General features: G+C 57.1%; 21 protein-coding genes. 6 read left to right on the forward strand and 15 right to left on the reverse strand.

The window, feature by feature from the left end; translation table 11 throughout:
* Positions 1-75 precede the first annotated feature (75 nt).
* From CA51_RS07115 to CA51_RS07145, 7 genes are all read right to left on the reverse strand, one after another.
* Positions 76-1440, reverse strand: a complete 1365-nt coding sequence (locus tag CA51_RS07115) for a DUF1552 domain-containing protein (protein ID WP_145119114.1) — start codon at positions 1438-1440, stop codon at positions 76-78.
* 13 nt (positions 1441-1453) lie between these two features.
* Positions 1454-3832, reverse strand: a complete 2379-nt coding sequence (locus CA51_RS07120) for a DUF1592 domain-containing protein (RefSeq protein WP_145119116.1) — start codon at positions 3830-3832, stop codon at positions 1454-1456.
* 112 nt (positions 3833-3944) lie between these two features.
* Positions 3945-5279, reverse strand: a complete 1335-nt coding sequence (locus tag CA51_RS07125; RefSeq protein WP_145119118.1) for a Gfo/Idh/MocA family protein — start codon at positions 5277-5279, stop codon at positions 3945-3947.
* Positions 5280-5519: 240 nt separating this feature from the next.
* Entirely contained in the window at positions 5520-5906 is a 387-nt protein-coding gene (locus CA51_RS07130; protein WP_145119120.1) for a DUF3467 domain-containing protein, read from the reverse strand.
* A gap of 389 nt (positions 5907-6295) precedes the next feature.
* Positions 6296-8464, reverse strand: coding sequence for a biotin/lipoyl-binding protein (locus CA51_RS07135; RefSeq protein WP_338052336.1), 2169 nt, complete (start codon positions 8462-8464; stop codon positions 6296-6298).
* A 167-nt stretch (positions 8465-8631) separates the two neighbouring features.
* Positions 8632-9561 (reverse strand): efflux RND transporter periplasmic adaptor subunit, encoded by a 930-nt coding sequence (locus CA51_RS07140; protein ID WP_145119124.1) that lies wholly within the window; start codon positions 9559-9561, stop codon positions 8632-8634.
* A 131-nt stretch (positions 9562-9692) separates the two neighbouring features.
* Entirely contained in the window at positions 9693-11747 is a 2055-nt protein-coding gene (locus CA51_RS07145) for an efflux RND transporter periplasmic adaptor subunit (protein ID WP_145119126.1), read from the reverse strand.
* 564 nt (positions 11748-12311) lie between these two features.
* Here CA51_RS07145 and CA51_RS07150 point away from each other — a divergent pair.
* Positions 12312-13199, forward strand: coding sequence for a hypothetical protein (locus CA51_RS07150; RefSeq protein WP_145119128.1), 888 nt, complete (start codon positions 12312-12314; stop codon positions 13197-13199).
* Between the two features lie 12 nt (positions 13200-13211).
* Here the strand turns inward: CA51_RS07150 and CA51_RS07155 are convergent, their stop codons facing one another.
* The 6 genes from CA51_RS07155 to CA51_RS07180 all read right to left on the reverse strand — a co-directional run bounded on the left by CA51_RS07155 (position 13212) and on the right by CA51_RS07180 (position 17020).
* Positions 13212-14054: a transglutaminase-like domain-containing protein gene (locus tag CA51_RS07155; protein ID WP_145119130.1), complete on the reverse strand. Its 843-nt coding sequence runs from the start codon at positions 14052-14054 to the stop codon at positions 13212-13214.
* 175 nt (positions 14055-14229) lie between these two features.
* Positions 14230-14757: a 50S ribosomal protein L9 gene (gene rplI, locus CA51_RS07160; RefSeq protein ID WP_145119132.1), complete on the reverse strand. Its 528-nt coding sequence runs from the start codon at positions 14755-14757 to the stop codon at positions 14230-14232.
* 100 nt (positions 14758-14857) lie between these two features.
* Positions 14858-15325: a single-stranded DNA-binding protein gene (gene ssb / locus CA51_RS07165; protein WP_145119134.1), complete on the reverse strand. Its 468-nt coding sequence runs from the start codon at positions 15323-15325 to the stop codon at positions 14858-14860.
* 35 nt (positions 15326-15360) lie between these two features.
* A complete protein-coding gene (rpsF, locus tag CA51_RS07170; protein ID WP_145119136.1) occupies positions 15361-15765 on the reverse strand; it encodes a 30S ribosomal protein S6 in 405 nt (134 codons plus the stop codon).
* A 41-nt stretch (positions 15766-15806) separates the two neighbouring features.
* Complete coding sequence (gene pth, locus CA51_RS07175; protein WP_145119138.1) at positions 15807-16382, reverse strand: aminoacyl-tRNA hydrolase; 576 nt, start codon at positions 16380-16382, stop codon at positions 15807-15809.
* 17 nt (positions 16383-16399) lie between these two features.
* Positions 16400-17020 carry a 50S ribosomal protein L25 gene (locus tag CA51_RS07180; RefSeq protein WP_145119140.1) on the reverse strand — a complete coding sequence of 207 codons (621 nt, stop codon included), beginning with the start codon at positions 17018-17020 and terminating at the stop codon, positions 16400-16402.
* Between the two features lie 279 nt (positions 17021-17299).
* On the opposite strand from CA51_RS07180, the gene CA51_RS07185 reads away from it, so the two are divergent.
* On the forward strand, positions 17300-17632 hold the full coding sequence (locus tag CA51_RS07185) for a co-chaperone GroES (protein WP_145119142.1): 333 nt from the start codon (positions 17300-17302) through the stop codon (positions 17630-17632).
* A gap of 74 nt (positions 17633-17706) precedes the next feature.
* Here CA51_RS07185 and CA51_RS07190 read toward each other — a convergent pair whose 3' ends face one another.
* Positions 17707-18207, reverse strand: coding sequence for a hypothetical protein (locus CA51_RS07190; protein ID WP_145119144.1), 501 nt, complete (start codon positions 18205-18207; stop codon positions 17707-17709).
* A 16-nt stretch (positions 18208-18223) separates the two neighbouring features.
* A complete protein-coding gene (locus tag CA51_RS07195) occupies positions 18224-18790 on the reverse strand; it encodes a sigma-70 family RNA polymerase sigma factor (RefSeq protein WP_145119146.1) in 567 nt (188 codons plus the stop codon).
* A gap of 180 nt (positions 18791-18970) precedes the next feature.
* Between CA51_RS07195 and CA51_RS07200 the strand changes: the two genes are divergently transcribed.
* From CA51_RS07200 to CA51_RS07215, 4 genes are all read left to right on the forward strand, one after another.
* Positions 18971-19708 (forward strand): sugar transferase, encoded by a 738-nt coding sequence (locus tag CA51_RS07200; RefSeq protein ID WP_145119148.1) that lies wholly within the window; start codon positions 18971-18973, stop codon positions 19706-19708.
* Positions 19709-19779: 71 nt separating this feature from the next.
* Positions 19780-20814 (forward strand): Gfo/Idh/MocA family protein, encoded by a 1035-nt coding sequence (locus CA51_RS07205; protein WP_145119150.1) that lies wholly within the window; start codon positions 19780-19782, stop codon positions 20812-20814.
* Positions 20815-20870: 56 nt separating this feature from the next.
* The gene (locus tag CA51_RS07210; RefSeq protein WP_197451658.1) at positions 20871-21449 is read left to right on the forward strand and encodes an acyltransferase; all 579 of its coding nucleotides are present in this window, start codon (positions 20871-20873) and stop codon (positions 21447-21449) included.
* A gap of 71 nt (positions 21450-21520) precedes the next feature.
* Positions 21521-22654, forward strand: coding sequence for a DegT/DnrJ/EryC1/StrS family aminotransferase (locus CA51_RS07215; protein WP_145119154.1), 1134 nt, complete (start codon positions 21521-21523; stop codon positions 22652-22654).
* The last annotated feature ends 5 nt before the right edge of the window (positions 22655-22659 follow it).

Below are 22659 nucleotides of genomic sequence, written 5' to 3' on the forward strand. Positions count from 1 at the left end.
GCTAACGCCCAATCGGCTGATTAAATCGACAGGCCGTCGACGACTTCCGATACGGCTGAGATGCAACTTAATGGATCAGCTGAGCCGATCGATCGCGGCGTTGCTGTCGCCGAACGATTCGCTCGGCGCACCGGCTTGCTGCAGCATCCACAGATAGAGATTGCAGAGCGGCGTTTTCTTCGGATAAACGATGTGTCGTCCGGTTTGAATCCGGCCCCCGGCTCGGCCGGCTAACAAGATCGGTAGATCGTAATGGTTGTGGCGGTCGCCGTCGGAGATGCCGCTGCCGTAAACGATCGCCGAATGATCCAGCAGCGTTCCGTCTCCTTCGGGCACCTGCTTCAAACGCTCTAAGAAGTAGGCGAACCGCTGCGCGTAGAAGCGATTGATCGTGGCGATCTTGGTTTGCTTCTCCTCGCTCTTGCCGTGGTGCGACAGTTCGTGGTGCCCTTCGCGAACGTCCAGTTCGGGGTAGCCGCGGTTGCTGCCGGCGTTGGTGAACATAAACGAAATCACGCGGGTGCTGTCGGTCTGCATCGCCAACGTCATCATGTCCAACATCAGGTCGGCGTGCTTCTGCATCTCGCGTGGAACGCCCGCCGGACGCGGGTAATCGGGGACGCCTTCTTCGGTCGCGTCCAGTTTGTCCGTTCCGACGATTCGCTTTTCAATGCTGCGGACCGAATAGAGGTATTCATCCAGCTTGCGGCGATCCAAAACGCCCAGTTGATCCTTCAGTTGGTTGGCTTCTTGCAAAGCGAAATCGAGGACACTCTTGCGGTACTTGTGACGCGTGGCGCGAGCTTCGCGAACCGCTCCGCCGTCGCCGTGGCCAAACAAGCGGTCGAAGACCTTGGCCGGATCGATCTCTTTGGCGACGGGAGAAGTTGCGTTCCGCCACGACATGTTCGACGAGTAGGCGCAACTGTAACCGCTGTCGCAGGTTCCCGCTTGGGCACTGTTCTCGAGTCCCAATTCCAGCGAAGCAAATCGAGTCGCCGATCCGATCGCATCGGCAGCAACTTGATCGACCGAGACGCCGTTTTGGATGTTCGCGCCGTCGGTCTTCTTGGGATGCGCGCCGGTCAAAAATGCGGCGACGCTGCGGGCGTGATCGCCACCGCCATCGCCTTGCGCTTCGGCTCCCTTCAGCGCCAGGCCGGTCATCACGTTGAAGTCGGATCGATGGGCTGCCAGTTCTTTCAGCGTCCGCGGCAGCTCATAATCGCTCCCCTCTTTCGTAGGTTTCCAATCGGGCATGTGCATTCCGTTGGGAACGTACAAAAACGCCATCCGCATTGGAATCGCGGTGTTTGTTGGGGCCGCGGCGGCGGTCAGGCAGCGGGTCGGCGACATCGCGTCGAGCAGCGGCAGGGCGATCGCGGTGCCGAGGCCACGCAGCAGGGTGCGTCGATTCAGAGTCGTTGCATGGGTATTCATCCGTCTCATCACTCTATTGCCTCACGCCTTGCTTCTGGAATGGATCGCTTTGCACGATCCCCAAGATCAGTTCGGAGAATCGATAGTCGTTGGCCGCCAATCGATTCTGAATTTTGTCGACCGCGCACTTGTCATAATATTCCAATCCGCGACCCAGTGCGAAGGTCAGCAGTTTCTCGGTCACACAGCGAACAAATTGCTCGCGCTGCTGTTCGACCAAGACCTTCCGCAGGTCTTCGACTCCGGTAATCTTGATGCCGCCGGGCAGTTCGCCGCTGGCATCGACCGGCAGCCCATCCTGCTGCTGTCGCCATTGGCCGATCGCGTCGAAGTTTTCCAACGCGAAGCCCAATGGGTCCATCAATTTATGACACGATGCGCAGGCCGGGTTGTCGCGGTGTTGAACCAGTCGTTGCCGCATGGTGCCCGTCAATTCGGAGCGTTCCAGTTCGGGAACGTTGGGCGGTGCCGGAGGTGGCGGCGTCCCCAAGATGTTGTCCAGGATCCATTTGCCGCGTTTGACGGGCGAAGTGCGTGTTGGATTGCTGGTGACGGTCAAGATGCTCGCTTGAGTCAGCAGGCCACCGCGAACTCCATCTTCGAAACGAACGAATTGAAATTCATCGCCACTGATTCCCGGCACGCCGTAGAACTTGGCCAGCCGTTCATTGAGATAGGTGAAGCGACCATCGAGCAGTTCGGTGATCGGGCGATCGTACCGCATCACCGCAGCGAAAAAGGTGAGCGTTTCGCGACGCAACAAGCCGCGGATCTCGTCGTCGAACTCGGGGAATTGGCTCTGGTCGGGATTCGATTTGCTGAGGTTCCGAAGCTGCAACCACTGGCTGGCAAAGTTGTCGACCATCAGCACCGAACGGGGATCTTTGAGCATCCGGTGAACCTGGCCAGCCAACACCTCGGGATCGTGCAGCGAATCGTTCCAAGCAAGCTTGAACAATTCCTCGTCGGGCATGCTGGACCACAGGAAATAGGAGAGCCGAGCGGCCAATTCAAACGCATTGACCGGCGGATAGACTCCGTTGGCATCGGGCTGGCGCGGCTGTTCGAATTTGTATAAGAAGTGGGGGGAGACGAGGACGGCTTGGAACGCGACTTGGATACTCTCATCAAACGTTCCGCCGTCGCTGCGGACTTCGGCCGCCAACATCCCCAAGCGACGAATTTCATCGTTTGTCGCGGGGCGGCGGAACGCGCGGCTGGCAAATCGCTGGATGACTTCAGCCGCGGCCGACTCGGGTGTCCTGTCGCGACTGGGAGTGACAAAGATTAACTTGCGATGCGTCGCGGGAAGATCGCCGACGACTTTGGAATTGTCGACTTTCGATTCGCCACTCAACATCACGTGGGCGATCGCAGCGTTGCGGTCTTCGCCTTTCTTGCCATCGGTGGCAGGCTTGTAATAGTCGTTTGTGAAGGCAAACGAGATCTTGTGCTTCCCTTTGGACAGTCTGAGTTTGATCGTGTAGTCGGTCGGATCGGACGCGGGAACATTGACGATTCGTTGCAGCTTGCCGTCGACCTTGACCTCGAACTTCACCGGTTCGTCGCCCGCTTGATCGCCGTACGCGGTTAGGCGGAGTTCGAACTGACCGCCGAAAGGGATCTTTTCCTGCAGGTAGACCTCGCCGGAGGAACTCAGCCTCACACTCCCGTTCCGCGTGCTGTACTTGTCCGCGTCGCCCAGGTTTTCGCCTGGGCGTTGGACGCTGAACAACTGAGCTCCCGGAGCGGTCTTGATCGCTTGGCCCATGATCTCTTCGGCCGCTTGCAGATACTTTTCCAACAGCAGCGGCGGCAGCGACAAGACGTCGCCGATGTTGTCGAAACCGTAACCGACGTCGTCGCCGGGAAAGTTTGCCGCCGGGGTGTAATCGACGCCGGTTAGTTCACGAATCGTGTTGCGGTATTCGCTGCTGTTGAGTCGGCGCAGCGTGATCTTGCCGGGATTGACGTTGGGGCCACAGTCGACCGAATTGGCGACTTCATCGATCAGGTGGATCATCGCGGCGCGATCGGCCGCGGGCATTTCGGGCGAGTCCGACGGCGGCATGACTTCGGCCTGCACCTGCCGCAGGGCTCGCATCCAAGTCTCGCGATCCATCCGCATCGCGAGCGCCGACGCGGGAGTCTCCAAGGCAACACCACCTTCTGCGGAAGCGGCGTCATGGCAATCCAAGCAGTACGTCTTAAGAAGCGGTTGCAGTTCCGATTTCAGAATCTTATCGAGATCGGCGGCGCTACAAGTCGTAGCGAAAACGGAGAGCAACAGGCTTGGCAGCAGCCAACGAAATTGCAGATGCACCGATCGGGAACGGTTTGCGATCCGATGATGTTTCGCGGCGACTGAAGAGAAGAGAGAAGAGTCGTTCACGTTGGCTGAGGGTTCCAATTTTTGAGATGTCAGTTGTCAGGATTCCCCCGCCCGCCAGATGGCGGTGCGGGGAGAATTCCGATGAATCAACAGACATCCATTGTAATCGCGGTTAGACCAATTTGGTCTTACCTGGAATGGCGTATTCGCCGGCCGGACGTTTTCCGTCCCAAGCCAATTCTTTCGGGAACAGGTCGAGCGTCGATTCTTTGCTGGCGAAGTCCCAGCTGACCAATTGCCCGGTGTAAGCGGCCATGCGGCCCATCACGGCGGTCAACGAACTCTCGGCGGTCTGCTTGAGTTCGACGATCGGTTGGTTGCTGCGGACCGCATCGATCAGATCCTTGTGCTCCTGCTTGTAAGCATCGGCGATGCTGCCTTTCATCGACCACAGTTCCTTGCCGTTGCGATCGACGATCCGCGAACCGGTGCTGCCGGCGCCGATGTGACAATTCGCTTCGGTTCCGTAGATCACGTTGCTGTTGTCGCCACGGGTGCCAGGGACTTGGCGGCACATGAACGACAGGTTGCGATCGCCGGGATACATGTAATCGATTTCCATGTTGTCCCACATCTCGCTGTCGTCGGGACGCGTGAAGCGGCCGCCGGAACCGTAAGCCGAGATGGGAGCCGAGCCCATGACCCAGTTCATCGTGTCGATGTTGTGAACGGCTTGTTCGGTGATCTGATCGCCCGAGAGCCAGATGAAGTGCATCCAGTTGTTCAGTTGGTACTCGGTGTCGCTCATTCCTTCGGTACGGTTCTTGTACCAGATACCGGTCGAGCAATAGCGGCTGGTCGCGCTAACGATATCGCCGATCATTCCGCTGCGGATCTTGTCGACCGCACCGACGTAGTTGACTTGGCGACGATACTGCGTACCGGTGACGATCGAGGTGCCGTTCTTTTCGGCCAATTCGTGAGCCTTCAAGCAGATCTGGTAGCCTGCAGGATCGACGCACGAAGGCTTCTCGGCGAAGACGTGCTTGCCAGCTTCGACAGCTTCGAGAATGTGGTAGGGGCGGAAGCCAGGCGATGTGGTCAGCAGCACGACGTCGACATCGGGATCTTCCAGAACCTTTTTGTACCCGTCCAAACCGGTGTACATTTTGTTCTCTTCCAACGCGATCTTTTCGGGATGGCGGCGGGTCAGAGTCGACTTCAGTCGTTCGTTTTTATCGGCGTACAGATCGGCTGCAGCGACCAATTTGATGCCTTCATTGATCGACAGCGAATCGTTGATCGCGCCTGATCCGCGACCGCCACAACCGACGATGCCCAGATTGATCGTTTGCTTTTTAGTTGCTTCTTCGGAATGGACCATCGACGGGACGGTCATCGCGGCGAATGTCGATGCCGCTGCGGTCGAACGCAAGAAATTGCGACGATCGGTGTGGGATTTGGCGGGTTGAACTGTGCTGTGATCGGATGCATCTTCGATTGGCATGATTCTTTAACTTTACAAAGCTTGAGGAGGGGAAACGGGCGGGATAGAAAGCTGTATTATAACTCCCCGCGTTCCGCCAAACCATTGATGACCGCGCCGGAACGCGCGGATCGAGCTTCTCGATTGGCGACGCAGCTGGCAGCATTGTAAGTATATCTCACAATAATGCAAAATGCCCTTCCGTAGTGAGCTACGGAAGGGCATGATCGGAGCCGGCAGGTTCTTGGGGAGAACGATTGCCTATTTGTTTTCGCCTTGCTTTTGTTGCGCGGGGCGAACGCGCTTGTTGATGTCGGTTTCCAACACGCCGAAGACAGCTTCGTGACGTGCGACCGACATCTGCAGTGCAGCCAACAGACGCTTCGCAGTGAAGAAGTTCACGATGATGCGTTGGTTGACGTTGATCGGATCTTTAGGAACACCGATCGGTTGTGGGTTCAGACCGAAATCGATGATCAGTTCTTCAGGCGAACCGGTTACGCGACAGAAGTTCGCATAACAGGCTTGTGCGTTTTCGTCGGTGACTTGCACTTGAACTGGCTGTGATTGCGCTTGTGCGGCTGGGGCTGCGGGGGCAGCAGCTGCTTCGGCCGCTGGCGCTTCTGGTGTTTCCGCGTCTTTGGTCATTCTATCTTCTCCAATAGGATGTCATTTTCCACCGTATGCGCGGCGGGCTGGCCGCACGCACCCACGATCACAAAACTTGAGGGTTGTTGCCACATTCACTTAAATTCAATCAACTATCTAATGGCAACACGAGATAGTTGTTGTTTCGTTAGATCGACCAGAGGGGTGTCAAGTTCCAGTGAATACCCACCCAGAGGTCATTTATCCTATAGTTGTTAAGGGCACAAACGAGCTTGAAGTTGTTGCCCGAACAACCGGAATGACCAGCATTGCTTTTCCTGGGCACCATCGCTGTTAAACAGGAAGGAACAGGTAGAGCAGTCAAAGTGTGCGGGCGTTTTTCAGTCGTTGTGGCGACGCTTCGTCTGGTGGTCGCAAGAACCCTACTTCTAAAAATCAAACTGGAATGTTTTGTTCAAGAACCTGTAGAACCGCCAGCCGAGCGATTTGGGAGCCGCGCTGATCTTCGCGGTACCGCGGTATCCAACTCGCATCCCTTCGGAGACTTCGGGCAACGGCACTCGGGCTTGGTACGACGCGTTGATCGGTCGCATGTTTCCCGTCTCGGGATCGACCTGAGTATCGAGATCGCCACCGCTCTGACTGGACAAGCTGGCAGGCGAATATTTCATTTCGGTTCGCGAGACTTGGTCGATCTTCCCGTGCAAGACTTCTAATCGCCTCGCATCGGGCTTCAGTTCCACCGAGTCGCCCTCTTGGATCAACTGGATGTCGCCCTGATCGACGATCAGGACCGCTTCGATATGACGCGGATCGCCGATCATGCAGATCAGACTCTCCTGAGTCATCAGCGCGCCAATGTTTTCGGTATCTAGCGGCGATCCCGACCACTCGGGCAAGCGTCCATCCTGCGGGTCTTCGTCGGGTTTATCCGGCGGTGGAATGATCACGCCCGAGATCGGCGCTTTGATCTGCAGTTGATCGATCTCTTCTTGAGCTTTGCGGCGCAGTTCGGTGACCGAATCGAGCATCTTCTTTTGCGTCGTCGTCTGTCCGCTGAGCGACGAATCGTAGCGTTTCAGACGAGACAAGCTGGCTAGTCGAACATCTGCGATTCGCTCTTCGCTTTCCAGGTCCGCCAGTTTCAGGGTCAGTTGCGAATTCTTCAGGATCGCCAGCGTATCGCCTTCGCGAACCTCGTCGCCTGGTTTGACCAACACCTGCTCGATCTGACCGGGCGTGCCGGCGTAGACCGAACGCGGATCGGCGGGGCGAACTTCAAACGCACACTTGATGTGGTAGGGCAACGGCACGAAACAGAATGCCGCGATCACGGTGCCAGCGACCGCAACGGTAGCGGCCAATCGAGAGCGTTTCACTTTTTGCATTCTCCCCGGAGTGCGAATGAATTTGATCGATTCCCAGATCGGTTTGGCGATCAAGCCGCCGAAGCCGATGATCGCAAACAAGCGACCGATGACCCGCAAACCGTACGGTTCGAGAACTTGGTTTAAGAACATCACGATGCCGATCACCACGACCCAGCGGTAGATCACCGACGCGACGGTGAACATTCCAAACATGAACCGGTTCCGCTGCGGCAGGAACGGATTCTCCTGCAGTTCCAAACCGAGGCAGGTTTCCTGAAACCAACGCTTTAAGGTTTCGGTAGCCTTCTGACGCAGGTTGGGAATCTCCAGCCAATCCATCAGGATGTAATAGCCGTCGAATCGCAGCAGCGGGTTGGCGTTAAAGACAACCGTGCTGACCGAGCAGATAAACATCGTTGCCAGGAAGGTGAAGTTCAGCAGGCCCGGTTCGCTGAACCACCATAACCAGGTCGCAAACGATGCCAGGATTAATTCGACATACATTCCACCGGCACCGATCCAGACTCGCTTCCATTTATTGGGAAGCATCCAGGAGTCCGATACGTTGCAATACAGGCAGGGTGTAAAGACTAGTAACATGAACCCCAGTTCATGGCACTCTCCACCAAACCGTTTACACGACAGACCGTGGCCAAATTCGTGGCAGATCTTCACGACCGCCATCAACAAGCCCATGTACAGCCAGTTTTCGGCGGCGAAAAATTCTTGGAACGACGGCAGTTTCGAGCGGAACAACTCAAAGTTCATTCCGACAAGAATCAGCGTGATCAATCCAAAGCCGACGAAAAAGATAAGTGCAGGAACGGTGAAGACCCATCCCAACACGGGGTTCATACGACGCAGGATTCCCTCGGGATCGATCCCGCGAAATCGAATCGCAAAGATGTTGGCCAGTTTGCCCAGCAGTTCCTTCTTCTTTTTTTCGCTGCCACGTTTTCGCAGTTGGCCGCCTTGGCCGGGAGAGTTGGAGATCACCAGCCCGCTGCGGTGCAGCATGCCGAGGAATTGTTGCAGGTCGCCGAATGTGATTTTCTGCGGAGCGAATTCCTGTTCAAACCCATCCTTGATCTGCTGCAGACTGACGTGCCCATCGAGCATCTGCAGGATGAAATATTCCTCGTCGTGGAAGCGGAAATACTGCAGCCCCACAGGTTCCTTGACGACCCAATAACTGGTCCCCTGATACATGTGACGACTGCTCGTCAAATCAGGACGCTTCCGAACCGAAAGCGGTCTTGATGAGCTGCTGATCAGGCTATCGGCGAGCGTTGTCATCGAATCTCGATCTCACGTGGGCCGGCTTGTCGCGAGTCGGCGGAATAGTATGTGGTGGCTGTCGGCGATGCGACTTGAAAAGAGGAGCCGTCTGGGGATTAGTTCAAGCTGACGTTGGATGGCGGCATGATTTGCATCTCCGCTTGCATCCCCGGGCTGACCAGATACCGGCCGCCTTCGACGCGATTGACGATCTTCGCCCAAACGCGATAGGTGTTGTCGCTTTCCAGGATCGGGCTGACGTATTCCAAGCGGCTTTCGAAATCGACGTAGCGGTTGCCGCCAACGTGAACGCGGATCGCTACGGGAGCTCCCATCACGATTCGTTCGGGGGCGTCGAGTCCTTTGACGTCTCCTTCGACCTTGATCTCATCGATTCTCACGACGCGGACGATCGGTGTGCCAGCTTGCACCCATTCGCCGCTCTTGGCATACCGTCGTGCGATGATGCCATCGAAGGTTGCCGTGATCTGGCGTCGTTTGATTTCGTGTTCGGCCAATCGACGCTCTGCGGTTTTGGCAGCAAAGGTCGCCACGGCGACTTGTTGTTCGTTTTTCGCCATCTCGATCGCCAGCTTCGATCGCTCGGCTTCGAGGACTTCGCGACGCATGTCCCAGTAGGGCATGGCTTGTTTCTTGTGCAGTTCCTCGGCCGACTTGGCTTCCGCCCATTCGTATTCCATCGATTTCTCGGCGGCCCGAATGTTGACGTCGTTTTCGGCTTGCAGCCGAGCCTGCTGCTCCTCCGCCTCTTTCAACACCAGGTTCAGCTTTGCTTGCTCGGGATCGATCATCGCGATCACCTTTCCCGTCTGAACCAGCTTGCCCTCTTCGACATCTTGGTTGTCGAGGAACAAGATTCCGTCGGCACCGGCGGAGATCTTGATGTCGTCGATCGCTTCGACCAAGCTGTCGCGGACTGGGATCGGAGAGTTATCCGATTGAGCCGAGGCGAGGTTGTCCAGCAATCCGATCGATGTCGCCAGCAGGGCGATGGCCAAGGGTTTGTGGTTTGCGAGGATATTCATTCAGTTCACCGTTGATGTTGAGATAAGTGCGGAATCGGCGATGCAGTGGAGAGGACGTCGATCGCAATGTGGAGGCGTGCGGTAGCGGACCGGGGGAACAGGTTGTTTGATCTCCCGAGCGAAACCCAGACCTAAAACCATTTGAAGAGAATTGTTTGGAACCATTCGTAGGCGCCGTGGAACCAGACGAATCCGGCAGCTCGGCGGCCGCAGTAGACGTCCGCAGTCACCTTCGCACCTGGGCGAGGTTGCAGCGTCGAGAGATCGATCGGATCGGCTCGCAGCGTGACAACGTTCCCTTCCTCCTGATCGGGTTCGGCTCGCAATTCACGTGCGGTCAGCACGGCTTTCATCTCGTGATCCGGATCGGTCGCGAGGATGAAGGTGACCGGCAACGGTTCGCCGCCAGCCGCCGCGACGGCGCGATCCAGGTGATCCATCTTCTTTTCGGGCATCTTCAATTTCAGATGCATCGGCTTGGAAAGATCGGCAATCGTCAACAGCACTTGGCCGGTGACAACCGGACGCGAACGGAGTGTCTTTTCAACATCCCAGGTCACGATCTGGCCGTCGATCGGAGCGGTGATGATCAATTGTGAGAGGCGTTCGTCGAGCAATTCTTGCTTCAGCAGCAGGCTGTTCAGCTCGGTCCGCTTCTCCGCCTCTTCACCCTTCAGCCGCGTTTCTTCCTGCTCTTCGCCCTTTCGCGATTTGCGGACGTCGTCCAATTCGTATCGGATCCGCGTCAGCGAAGCTTGGGCGGTGCGAATGCGGCCCATCGTCTCGGCATAGTCTTCTTCGACTTGGCGATTTCGCAGCTTCACCAACACCTGGCCCTTGGTGACGTTCATACCGTGGGCTGCGGCGACTTCGATGATCTCGCCATCGATCGGCGCGAAGACCTCTTGCCGGATCGTGGGCTGCAACGTGCCGGGGCAATCGAGCGCGAAGTCCAAGGGGACAAAGATCATCCCCAGGATTGCAGCGGTCAGAAGCGCCACGACAGCAAGTGTTTTGGGGAGCGTACGCGCTTTGATGATCCAAGCCGCTTTGCCCAAGGTGCGCCAGACGGGCATCAAGAACAAACTGTTGTGTTGCATCGAGTTGGCGATGGCTCGCGTGCCGTGTTCGTAAACCAGGTTCACGCGGCTGCGGAAGACTTCATCGGGCAGACTGCTTTCGATCTGTTCGACGATCAACGCTCCGATCACGTCGCCGCGATGCGCGTTATCGCGTTCGATCTCGCCGACGTTCTTGTTAAGTGCGTCATCGTTGCCGCGGCTCGGTTCTCGCAGCGGCAGGACTGCGATGTGGCGACCGTAAGATTGATCGACGTAGTCTTCGACGGCTTCTTCGATCTGCGGAGGCAAATCCTCGGTGGATCCATCGTGCCACAGCGGTTCACCCGCGGCGACGACGCGCGTCGCCAGATTGTTCAGCGAAGAGACGATGTTGGAGCGGTTTTCGATCGTGTCCTGGCCACTGATCGCCAGCACCTTGCATTTGCGGCCGCGCATCGTCGCCACGCTCACGCGGTCGCAACCGATCAGACGCCGGCCTTCGTTAGCGATCACGTAAGCGGTTTCTTTCAGGTCCAACGATTCGTGAGCGGCTCGCGCGAAACCATCGGCTTGCTGCCACAAGACTTGACGATCGGAGAACAATCGCAGTTGTTGCCCCTTGAGCCAGTCGCCGGCGAGGTCGGACATCTGCCCCAAAAAACGCAGATAACCCTTTTGCGTTTCGGGAGGCGAATCGGGGCGTTGGAAGACTTCGATCAGCCCTTCGACCTGATGCTCGCTGCGAAGTGGCGAGAGGACCAACAGGAAGCGGGTCGGATTCCCTTCGGCCTCGCCATCGGTGGTTCCCGAATAGGGTGGAACCAGCAATTGTTGGCCCGCTCCAGCGACGCGGCGCAGCAAGCGGTTGTGCTTGTTGGCGTCGTCCGAATCGGTCTCCAGCAGCGATTGACTGGTGTTGATCTGGTATTCCAGCTTCAATTGACGGTCGTCATCGAACAACCAGATCGCACCTCCCACCGCCGCCAGCGCAGAGATCACCCGCTGAAGCAATTGAGGGTAGTACTCCTCCGCCGGAGCTCCGCTCTTGGACAGCGCCGCGATCTCGTTGACCAAGCCGCGGATCTGATTTTTGGTTTGTTCAACCGTTTCTTGATTGACAGCCATATTCTGCTGTGTTCCGGAACGAGGAAGAGAGCCTATCGAATGTTTTACCGACCCTAGCGAGCTGGGTGCCTGCTTCAGACAACTTCAACCTATCGCAAACTTGTTGGATCTCCACCGCCAAACGTTGGGCATGTAGATTTCTTAAATCTTCGATGCGGAAATTGTCGAATGTTAGGATTCTTGCCAGGTGTTGCTTTAATGCAACGCCGACATCTACGACCCTCCAGCTGCCACAAGAGTTCCCTAGCTAGAATTACCTATCGGCAGCAGCTTATACTAAATGTATAAGCAGTATGTCGGATTGCAACCGATTTGCCGAAATTGCGGGGAACAAAACTTCAGCGTTTTCCGTCACAATCGCTCACAAACCGTCTCGTCCACCGCCGCCGATGCGCCAGCAAATCGCAGGCGTTATGTCCGTTGCGATCGCGACGATTTGCCATCATTTTCTGCAAATTCGTTGCCGACCACCGGATCGGGCTCGAACTTGCCGGTGCGGTCGGCCAAGTTGTTGGTTGATTGAGTCGGACAGATTTCGCTTTTCGGATCGCTTGGACGTAGTGCATGAACGAAGCAACGCTCGTAGAAGCTTTCCGCGGGATTCCGCGTCGCGATTCGGTGCGGATCGGAATCCAGGTCGGTAAGCTGCGCAAGGTCTGTATGGGAGACCAAGCGTTGGAGGCCTTTTTTCCTGAAGCGTTAGACATTTTGTTGCGGTTGTTCCATGCGCCAGCCGGTGCGTTCTGGTTTCGGCCGTTTAACGCGACCACGCTGTTCCCGATCTCGCGGGTCGGGTTTGAACAGTTGTCGCTCTCGAATTCCTGTCTGTCGGCGTGCGAACAGATGGTGCGTGGGGCTTGGCAGTCGCTGGCGCCTCAGGTGCGTCCGATCGACCGATCGTTTGTCTCGTTGATCGGTCCGATCCGCGACGGTTCGACATCGATCGGAGCGCTGCAGTTGGTCGCCGATAGTGGTGGCGATGAAGATCAGCAGCCGAAGTTGGTCTACGCCCGCGCCATGGCGGGTGTGCTGTCGTTGATCCAGCCGGCGATCCATCGGCGGATGCAGGTCGGCGAGACGTCGATCCGCGAAGCGACCGACCGATTGGCTCAGTTAGCCGATCAGCTGACGGGACTGCAGCAATCGATGCGGCATGCGATCGACCAGACCTTGGGGCAATTGCGAGGCGCATCGTTTGGGTCGCTGGAGGCGAATCAGCAGTTCACTCGCGTGATCCACGAGTTGCTGGAAACGCACGGCCTGCGCGTCGTCTGTCCCGAGTGTGGTGCGGCGGCGATCCTTCGCTGCTCCAAAAATCCCCGCACCCGCGACGGCGTCTTTGTGTTCGACCACAGCGTTGCAGGCCGGCGAACGTTCCACGGCGGATACACGACGCTGCCGGTACTGCAGGTCGTCAGCAAGCCGCCGCGGCGCGGTAAATCGCTGGCTTGATCGGTCGTCTGCTTATGCGGAGCTAAGGCCCGAGCGGACGTCGTCGGGGCCAGGCCCGCCGCCAAACGAATCCAAGTCGTTCGCCCAGACGCTCATCTCGACGCTTTCCGCCGCGCCAACCAGCGTAGCAAAGGCGACGTCGGCCGCGTCGCGCCCCGTGCCGATCCGAACAAATCCGCCGACGGGAGCCATCCGCGTGGCATCGAACAGGAACCATCGCCCGTCCAAAAACGCTTCGAAGAAGCCGTGGAAGTCGGGCGGCTGCAGATGGACCGCGTAACCGGCGACGTATCGCGCCGGGATCCCCATCGCGCGGCATAGGCTGATCGCGACGTGCGCGTAGTCGCGGCAGACGCCAGCTCGCTGCAACAGCACGTCGCAGGCTGTCGTCGACGGACCGGTACTTCCCGGTGTGTAGGTCAGGTGGTCGAAGGTCCAGTTGCAGATCGCGGTGACTCGCGAATAACCGGGCAACAGCCAGCCGAACTCGTTCATCGCAAAGCGATTCAGTTTGTCCGATTCGCAGTAGCGGCTGGGGTTCAGAAAGATCAGCACCTCCGGCGGCAGGCTGCTGTAATTCGATTCGCCGACGTTGTTCGAATCGACTGCCGCGGATCGCAGTTCCACCTCCGCTTGGTAACCGATGCTCAGCGGTCCCGGTTGGCCGATCAAGCGAAACAGGCGATTTCCCAGCGGCCCGACCTGGCATTGTTCCAGCGGTTGGTCGGGGGTGACTTCGATCCGTTCGTTGCAGATCCTTTGGAAATCGTTCATCGCCGCCGAGATGTTCAGCAGAAAGCTGGTCGGCGTGTGGACGTAATATTTGAGTTGGCAGCCAACGTAGATCGTTTTCATCGAAACCGCCTTGTTGTAGCGACACACCCGCAAGCGGGCCGAGGCGCAAGCCAACGAGTCCCGCATCAGCGGAGGCCAAACATAAAACGTCCAACCACAAAAAAACGACCCAACGTGATCCGCTGGGTCGTTTCAGAAGTTTGTTTACGCTGCGGCGATCGACGCCCGGCTGCGATTATTCGCCAGCGGTAACGGTTGGAACAACCCAGACCTTCAAGTCGACTTCGACTTCCGAGTGCAGGTGAACCTTGACCGTGTAAAGTCCCAATTCTTTCAGTGGGCCTTGCAGGCGGATTTGGTCGTCGGCGAGGGTGAATCCAACTTCCTTCAACGCTTCGACGATCTCGTGTTGGCCGACGCTGCCATACAGGTGACCTTCGTCGTTGGCGTTGGCTTCGATCGTGATCGACTGAGTCGCGATCTGATCGGCGTATTGGCGCAACTCGCTCAGCTTCTCCAATTCCAATTGGTGCAGCTTCTCGCGGTGCTTCTCGACCATTCGCTTGTGGTGATCGGTGGCGATGGTTGCCAAGCCTTGAGGCATCAGGTAGTTCATCGCGTAGCCGCGGCGGACTTCGACGATGTCGCCTTGACGGCCCAGGTGCTCGACGTTGTGGATCAACAGCAGGCGGATACCGCCGTTTTCGCCCTTAGGGAGACGTTTGTGGGCACGGTGCAGTTTTTTTTCGGTGGTTCGTGGCATTTCAAGTGCTTTCGCAGTGAATCAATCGGTATTAGTGAGGAAGCCAAGTCCGCTCCTCGAACCTGGCAATGTTTCAATCGAGGCTTCCGCCGACGTCCCGCTAGAACGGGATGTTGGGGTCGCTGAAATCGTCTCCGCGCGATCCGCTTGGGCTCGCCGCCGGGTTGCTGGGTGGGGCGGAGTGATGGGACGGTTCTTGAAGCGAGTTGTCGTCGCCGCCGACCTCGCGGTGGGAACCGCCGCCAGAGCCAAGCATTTGCATCCGATCGCAGACAACGCGGAGCTTGCTCCGTTTCTGCCCTTCGGTTTCCCAGGTATCCAGTTTCAATCGACCTTCGACCAGCACGGGAGAGCCTTTGCTGAGGTATTCGCTGGCGACTTCCGCCGTGCGTCCCCAAAGCGTGACATCGACGAAGGTGGTTTCGTCGACCCATTCTCCCGTCTGCGACTTGCGTCGGTCATTAACGGCAAGGCCGATATCGGTCACCGCGGTGCCACCTTGGGTGTAACGCAGTTCGACGTCGCGCGTCATATTGCCTAGCAGTATCACACGATTGTAGCTTGCCATGATTTGCCTCGCACTCCGGCTCCGATGAGCTTCGCTTAGGTAGCTGCGACTTCGGCAGCCTCAACTTCAGTCGATTCTTCGCCGGTGCCTTCAGTGGAGATCGATTCGCCACGTGCGTGAGCGACCATCGGTTCGACCAATCGCTTGTCGAGCTTAAGCGACATGTGACGGACGATCGATTCGCTCAATTGGCATGCGCGATTCAATTCGGTCAGCTTGGTCCCTTCCATTTCGAAGTAGGCCAGCCAGTAGGTTCCCTTGAAGTGACCATCGATTGGATAAGCCAGCTTTTGTTCAGCCCACAATCGGCTGACCAAAACCTTGCCACCCACCTCTTCGATCATCGCAGCGACGGATTTTCCGACGCCGTTTGGATCGCGAGCATAATGATTGCTGTCAAGAATGAACAATGTTTCGTAAGTGCTGATGTGGGTGACCACCAAGTTTCTCCTAGGATCTAGCGATACGCGCGTAAGGTTTATTATTTGTCGAGTTCAGTGCCATTGTAGGCATTCATGCAAAAGGCAACGTCGTGCCTGACAAAATCGTGTGCCGCTTGGGCGGCGCGATCCGTCACCCGTTCCACGTCGACCTCTTCGTCGGAGCGGAACTTGCTGAGCACATAATCGGGGATGTTCCAACCCGCTGGCGGCGGGCTGATGCCGATTCGCAAGCGAGGTACCTCTTCGGTCCCTAGCAGGCGGATGATGTCAGCCAACCCTTTCTGGCCACCGCTGGAACCTTTTGCTCTGACTCGCAGTCTGCCCAAAGCCAGATTAAAGTCGTCGCAAATGACCAACACATCGGCGGGATCTATCTTGTAAAAGCCAACCGCCTTGCGGACGCTGCCGCCGCTGGCGTTCATGTAGGTGCTGGGGCACAACACGATCGCCTTGGTGCCGGCGACCTGACCTTCAGCGACCTCACCATCAAATCGGTTCCTCGTTTCAGAGGCACCGATCTGTTGGGCGAATTTGGCCGCAGCCATGAACCCGATGTTGTGCCGCGTGTGGGCATACCGGATACCGGGGTTTCCCAGTCCGACGATCAGCTTCATGGCAATTCTAACAAATCCTACTCGTTTTCGTCTTCTTTCTTCGCACCGATGACTTCCGGTTCGGTTGCAGCTTCTGCATCCTCGTCGGTCGCCTTTTCGCCAGCTGCTGCGTTCATTTGAACAACAACAGCCGTCGGATCGGTCGTCAATTCAGCCCCTTCGGGCAATTCGATATCGGCAGCCGTCTTCGATTGGCCGACATCGAGATCGTTTACGTTCAATTCGACAAATTCGGGAATCTTCAAAGCGGGAACGTTGATCTCGACCGAGTGCAAGATTTCGTTCATCACGCCGTGATGGTTCAATCCGATCGCCACGCCGTGCAGCTTGACAGGTACCGTGATGGTGACCTTCTCGGACAGCGAAACGCGCAACAGGTCCATATGGAGAACTTCGATTCCCAACGGATCCCACTGAACATCTTTCAACAATACGTGATCGTTAGCCGCTCCGGCCAACTGAACGTGCTTGCTGTGGTGACGCAGCAGCAATTCCACCTCTTTGCGAGGAACCGACAGATGCTGATTTTCACCTCCGTGGCCGTAAACGACCGCGGGGATACGGCCCGTGTCACGCAATTTGCGTGTCGCGGCGGTCCCCATGTTCTCGCGAACCTCAACGTTCAATACGTCGGACATTGACTTTTCCTAATGCTATCCCTGTGATTTGGCTCGACATATCGCTAGCGTCTGCGGGCAGTATCCTGCGTGGCGACGGCTTTGATGTGATTTAGAATCGGCTAGTATTGCGAGTTTCCTGATTATTGCAAGCCCAACCGTTGAGCTTTAGCTAGTCTGCGCGGGGAATGTGGCTTGCCGATTCCGATTCGGGCCGTTAAACATGATTTCAAACACCCGGGACAGTTAGGGTGCGCTCAAATCACATTATATACGACAGCAGTCGATTTAGGATCTTTGATGGCGAAAAAGCGACCGCAGGCCTTTGAATACGTCGAACCGATCGGTCCTCGCGTATTGGTCCGCAAGGACGAACCAAAACGAGAAACCAAAGGCGGAATCGCGCTCCCCGATGCCGCTGAGATCCCGACTATCACCGGACGGATCGTGACGATCAGCGCCATGGTCGAACAAGACGATGAAATGCCGCTGCGGCAATACGATAAAATCCTGTTTCACCCCAAAGACGCGATCCCCGTCGACTTCGAATCGGACAACCAGCTGTTTGTCGTCCCCGTCGAAGATGTCGTCGCCGTCTTCAGACGAAACGATCCTAGCGAAGACGCCAGCTAGGATCTGCGCTTCGCCGATCCCACCCAGTCCCGCCGCTTTAACGGCGAACCAGCGTGTCATTACTTAATAGTTAGTCAATCGGCAGCTTGGCCCCCCACCGCGATCCATTGTTGCACGATCTCTTCAACCTCTTCCCCCTCGAGCGTTTCGTGGGCCAACAGATTGTCGACGATCGTCGCCAGCGCCGCCCAGAAATCGTCTTGAGCGAGAATTCGATACGCTCGGGCGGTGATTTGCTCTAGATACGCTAGTCTTTTGCGAGGATCGGGAAATCGCGGGGCGGCCGCTTCCCATGCGAGTTCCCAGTCGGATGTCCATTCGGCGATCAATCCGGGGTGATAGGGATCCCCTGTATGGATCATCTCCGCCGCGGGACCTGCCAGAGCTACCATCGCGAGTTTTTCGGAGAGTTCGCGAGAATCGAACCGCTCCGTCGGCCATTGGATCTGAATATCGGCGTGTCGTTGGGGGCCATCATCCCAGTCGGGTTCGATCGTGACGCTCAGGATCCGCGCCCCGGCGATCATCGCCATCATTGCGTGGCCGGCTTCGTGGTAGGCGGAGATTTCACTCATGGGCCGCAGTTTGCACTTATTCGCAGGCCATGGCAACACGCAGTTTTTCGATCGCCCGCATGTAAAGCTTACTCGCCGCTTTTTCGGACAGCTCGAGATAGGAACTCACCTGTTTGTTGCTGAACGCTTGGAAATGCCGCAGTTCGATCACCAATCGATAGCGATACGGCAGCCGGCTGAGCGCCCCGCCGAGCCGCCGGTTGGTTTCTTTTCTGGCAAAACACTGGCTGGGCGTCGATTGGTCGCTGCCAACGCCCTGCAACGCGTCGGCATCGTGTTCGCGGCGTGCGTCGCGCTTCTTGGCCAACAGATGATGGTGGTTGGTTTCGAAAGCTTTCATCTTGGCTAGATAGAACAGCCACTGTCGGACCGGCATCGGTTGTTCGTTCAAGTAGCGTTCGACGCGTTTACTGGCATCGATGAAGGTGCTTTGCACGATATCCGACGCGTCGACCCTGCGGCGGATGCGGACATCGAGATGCCTTTCGATCATCTGTTTGATCTCCGGCCTCAGCTCGCTGAACATCCGTACGATCGCGATCGTCTCGCGTTCTAACGTTCGATCCGAAAATAGCGGTTTCATCGAATGTCCTTGCGGCTAGTCGAAGAAGAAAATTTCTAAAAATGAATGGCGACAAAGTTTCCAGTTTACCGGACTAATCTAAGATCCAGCTTGAACAGGCGTACCGTAGGTTCAAGCGAATTCCGGCTCAGCGGAAAATTTTTTGAGTCATCGATGCAATGTTTGCCCCGTTAAAAATCAATGCGAAGTGAAGAGAGCTGTCTGTTGGAACAACCTTTGCAAACGGCTGAAGGCACGCTGACCCGGCGAGATCGTCGCGGCGGTTCGTTTGTCGGCAGTCGCGTTGCAGAGGCGCCCCCGTTGCCCGAATGCCTTGGTACGCCATGGTGGAAGCGGGGGTGCGATATCGTCGGAGCTTCGCTGTTGCTGTGCCTTTTGCTCCCTTTTCTGCTCGCCGTCGCATGTTACATCCGGATCGTTTCGAAGGGACCCGCTCTCTTTTTCCAACGCCGCGTCGGTGAGGGGGGCAAGCATTTCAACATCATCAAATTCCGCACGATGGATGTTCGACCCGAAGCGACCGCCGAACACCGAGTCTACGTGGAGCGGTTGACCACGCAAGACGCTCCGATCGAAAAGCCTGATCATACGAACAGAATCATTCCCGGGGGAAACTTTCTGCGACGCAATTCGATCGACGAATTCCCCCAGCTTTTGAACGTCCTGTTCGGGACGATGAGCTTGGTCGGCCCACGCCCCGATCTGCTGGAAATCGAAGACTACGAACCCTGGCAGCTGCGACGATTTGCAGTCCTGCCCGGGATGACGGGACTCTGGCAGGTGAGCGGCAAGAACCGGCTGACGTTCCGCGAGATGATTCAATTGGACATCCAATACGTCGAAGCCCGTTCGTTTGCGTTGGACCTGCGGATCTTGTTGAAGACCTTTTCGGTCGTCGTCCAACAGGACAACGATTGATCCAGGGCCGCCCGCATCCGCCCACCACTGTTTGACTGCCTGAACTGAATAAACACCAAGAGCTTACTTCTATGATTCGTGTTGGTATCGTTGGCCTCGGCTATTGGGGACCTAATCTGGTCCGTTGTTTTTCGGATATTGAAGGAGCCAAAGTGACGGCCGTCTGCGACCAGAGTCGCGACAACCTGTGCCGCATCACCGATCACTTCCGTGGCGTCACCCCGTTTGAGAGCTTCCAAGAGATGCTCGATCGCGATGTGATCGATGCCGTTGTGATCGCGACTCCCACGGCGACTCACTTTCAACTGGCCAGCGACGCCCTCAAGCACGGCTTGCACGTATTTGTCGAGAAGCCGCTGGCGAAGACCTCCGAAGAGTGTCGCAAGTTGATCGATCTGGCTGAACAACACAACCGCACGCTGTTTGTTGGGCACGTCTTCCTGCACAGCGCCCCGGTCATGAAGCTCCGCGAAATCATCGCCTCGGGCGAACTGGGGAACATCAATTACATCAGCAGTCGCCGGTTGAACCTGGGCCCCGTGCGGACCGATGTCAGCGCCCTGTACGACCTCGCGCCGCACGACATTTCGATGATGCTGTATCTGTTGGATCAGCAACCCGAAACCGTCACCTGCAGCGGATTCGATCGGCTCAACCCTGGGATTCACGACGTTTGCAACGTCTCGATGAAGTTCGCCGGCAACCGCATGGGAATGATCCACGTCAGCTGGTTGGACCCGCGCAAGGAGCGTGTCTTGACTGTCGTTGGCGACAAAAAAATGGCGATCTACGACGACCTGGAACAGGAGAAGATCAAGATCTTCGATAAGGGAATCGATGCGCCGCCGCCGGCCAGTGGTGACTTTGCCGATTTCCAAATGTCCTACCGCTACGGCGGCAGTTACAGCCCGTTCGTTCAGGAACGCGAACCGCTGAAAGCCGAGTGCGCGGATTTCATTCGTTGCATCGTCGACGACGACGTGCCACTGACCGATGGCGTCAACGGCTTGCAAGTCGTCGAGGTCCTCGAAGCGGCTCACCATTCGTTGCACCAGGGCGGCCAGCCGGTCGATCTGGTCGCCGCCCGATCGATTGCGACTTCTTAGATCGACGATCGCGGCGTTGTCTCGACTCATCCCATTTACCTCGGAGAAGTGATCCCTTGCACCACGCCACTGCAATCGTTGAAACCGACACCATCGGTCCCGAAACCAACGTTTGGGCCTACGCCCATGTGATGCCCGGCGCTATCGTCGGAAACCGAGTTAACATCGGTGATCATGCGTTTGTCGAAGGAGGCGCTGTCATTGGTGACAACGTGACGCTCAAGAACAGCGTTTGCGTCTGGGAAGGGATCACGATCGAAGACGATTGTTTCATCGGCCCAGCAGTCACGTTCACCAACGATCGCAATCCCCGTTCGCCACGCATGGACGCCGCCGCGCAGCGTTACGCCGAACGGGACAACTGGTTGGCCAAGACCGTTGTTCGCCGCGGTTGTTCGATCGGCGCGGCGTCGACGATTTGCCCGGGATTGGACCTGGGAACGTTTTCGATGATCGCCGCTGGCAGCGTGGTCACTCGCGATGTTCCCGCGTTTGCGTTGGTGATGGGCTCGCCCGCCCGACGCGTCGCCGATGTCTGCAGTTGTGGTCAACGCTTGCCCGGCAAGTTCGACGATTGCGATTGCGAAACCTGTGGCGAAACGGCAACCCAACGCGTTCAACGCGGATTCAAATAGTACCGACCGTTGGCTGGGCCAAACCAACCGAAACCTAATCTATTCCTTGTCTCCAAGATGCACACAACAACATGATCCGCCAACTCGATACCGATCTCGAAATCAGCTCGATCCCGCTCGTCGATCTGGCCACCCAATCGCGTCAGATCAAAGAAGACGTTTTGCGACGGATGTCCGACGTGATCGATTCGGCTCGCTACATCCTCGGACAAGAGGTCCAGGAGTTCGAAGAGCAGTTTGCCGCCTACTGCGGTGTCGATCATTGCGTCGGTTTGGCCAATGGAACCGACGCCCTGCACATGGCGCTGCGAGCTCTCGAAGTCGGCGAAGGCGACGAAGTCATCACCGCCGGCAACTCGTTTGCTGCGACAGCCTTTGCGATCGCTTACTGCGGAGCCCAAGCGGTTTTCGTCGACATCGATCCGGTCGACTTCAACATCGATCCCAATCGGATCGAAGACGCGATCACGCCGCGAACCAAAGCGATCATCCCGGTCCATCTGTACGGGCAACCGGCGCAGATGGCTGCGATTCGCGAGATCGCCGACCGACATGGCTTAAAGATTATCGAAGACGCCGCCCAGGCGCACGGTGCCGAGAGCAACGGTCAACGCTGCGGATCGTTTGGCGACATCGGATGTTTCAGTTTTTATCCCGGCAAAAATCTGGGAGCCTTCGGCGACGCCGGGGCCGCGGTCACCAACGATCCCGAATTGGCTGATCGTCTGCGGTTGCTGCGAAACTACGGCCAAAAGGTCAAGAATCGCCACGATTGCTTGGGTTACAACTGCCGCATGGACACGTTGCAGGCGTGCGTGCTGCTTTCGAAAATGCAGCATATCGAGGACTGGACCAACAGCCGCCGGCAGGTTGCGGCTTGGTACGGCGAGGCCCTTGCTGGCACCGATCTGCAGTTGCCGGTCGAGCGCGACGACGCTCGGCACGTCTACCATCTGTACGTCGTTCGGCATCCGCAGCGCGACGCGATCATCGAGTCGTTGTCGGCGAAGAAGATCTTCTGCGGAGTCCACTATCCGCATCCGCTGGCGACTGCGACGCCGTTCCAGGATGCCAAAACCTTCCCGGAAGGTTTGCCAGTCTGCACAAGTGCTGCCTCCGCAATTTTGTCGTTGCCGATGTATCCCGAGATGACACAACAGCATGTGTCGATGGTTGCCAAGGCTTTAGTTGATTTTGGGTGCTAGACCGA

Source organism: Rosistilla oblonga (assembly GCF_007751715.1).
GTDB lineage: Bacteria > Planctomycetota > Planctomycetia > Pirellulales > Pirellulaceae > Rosistilla > Rosistilla oblonga.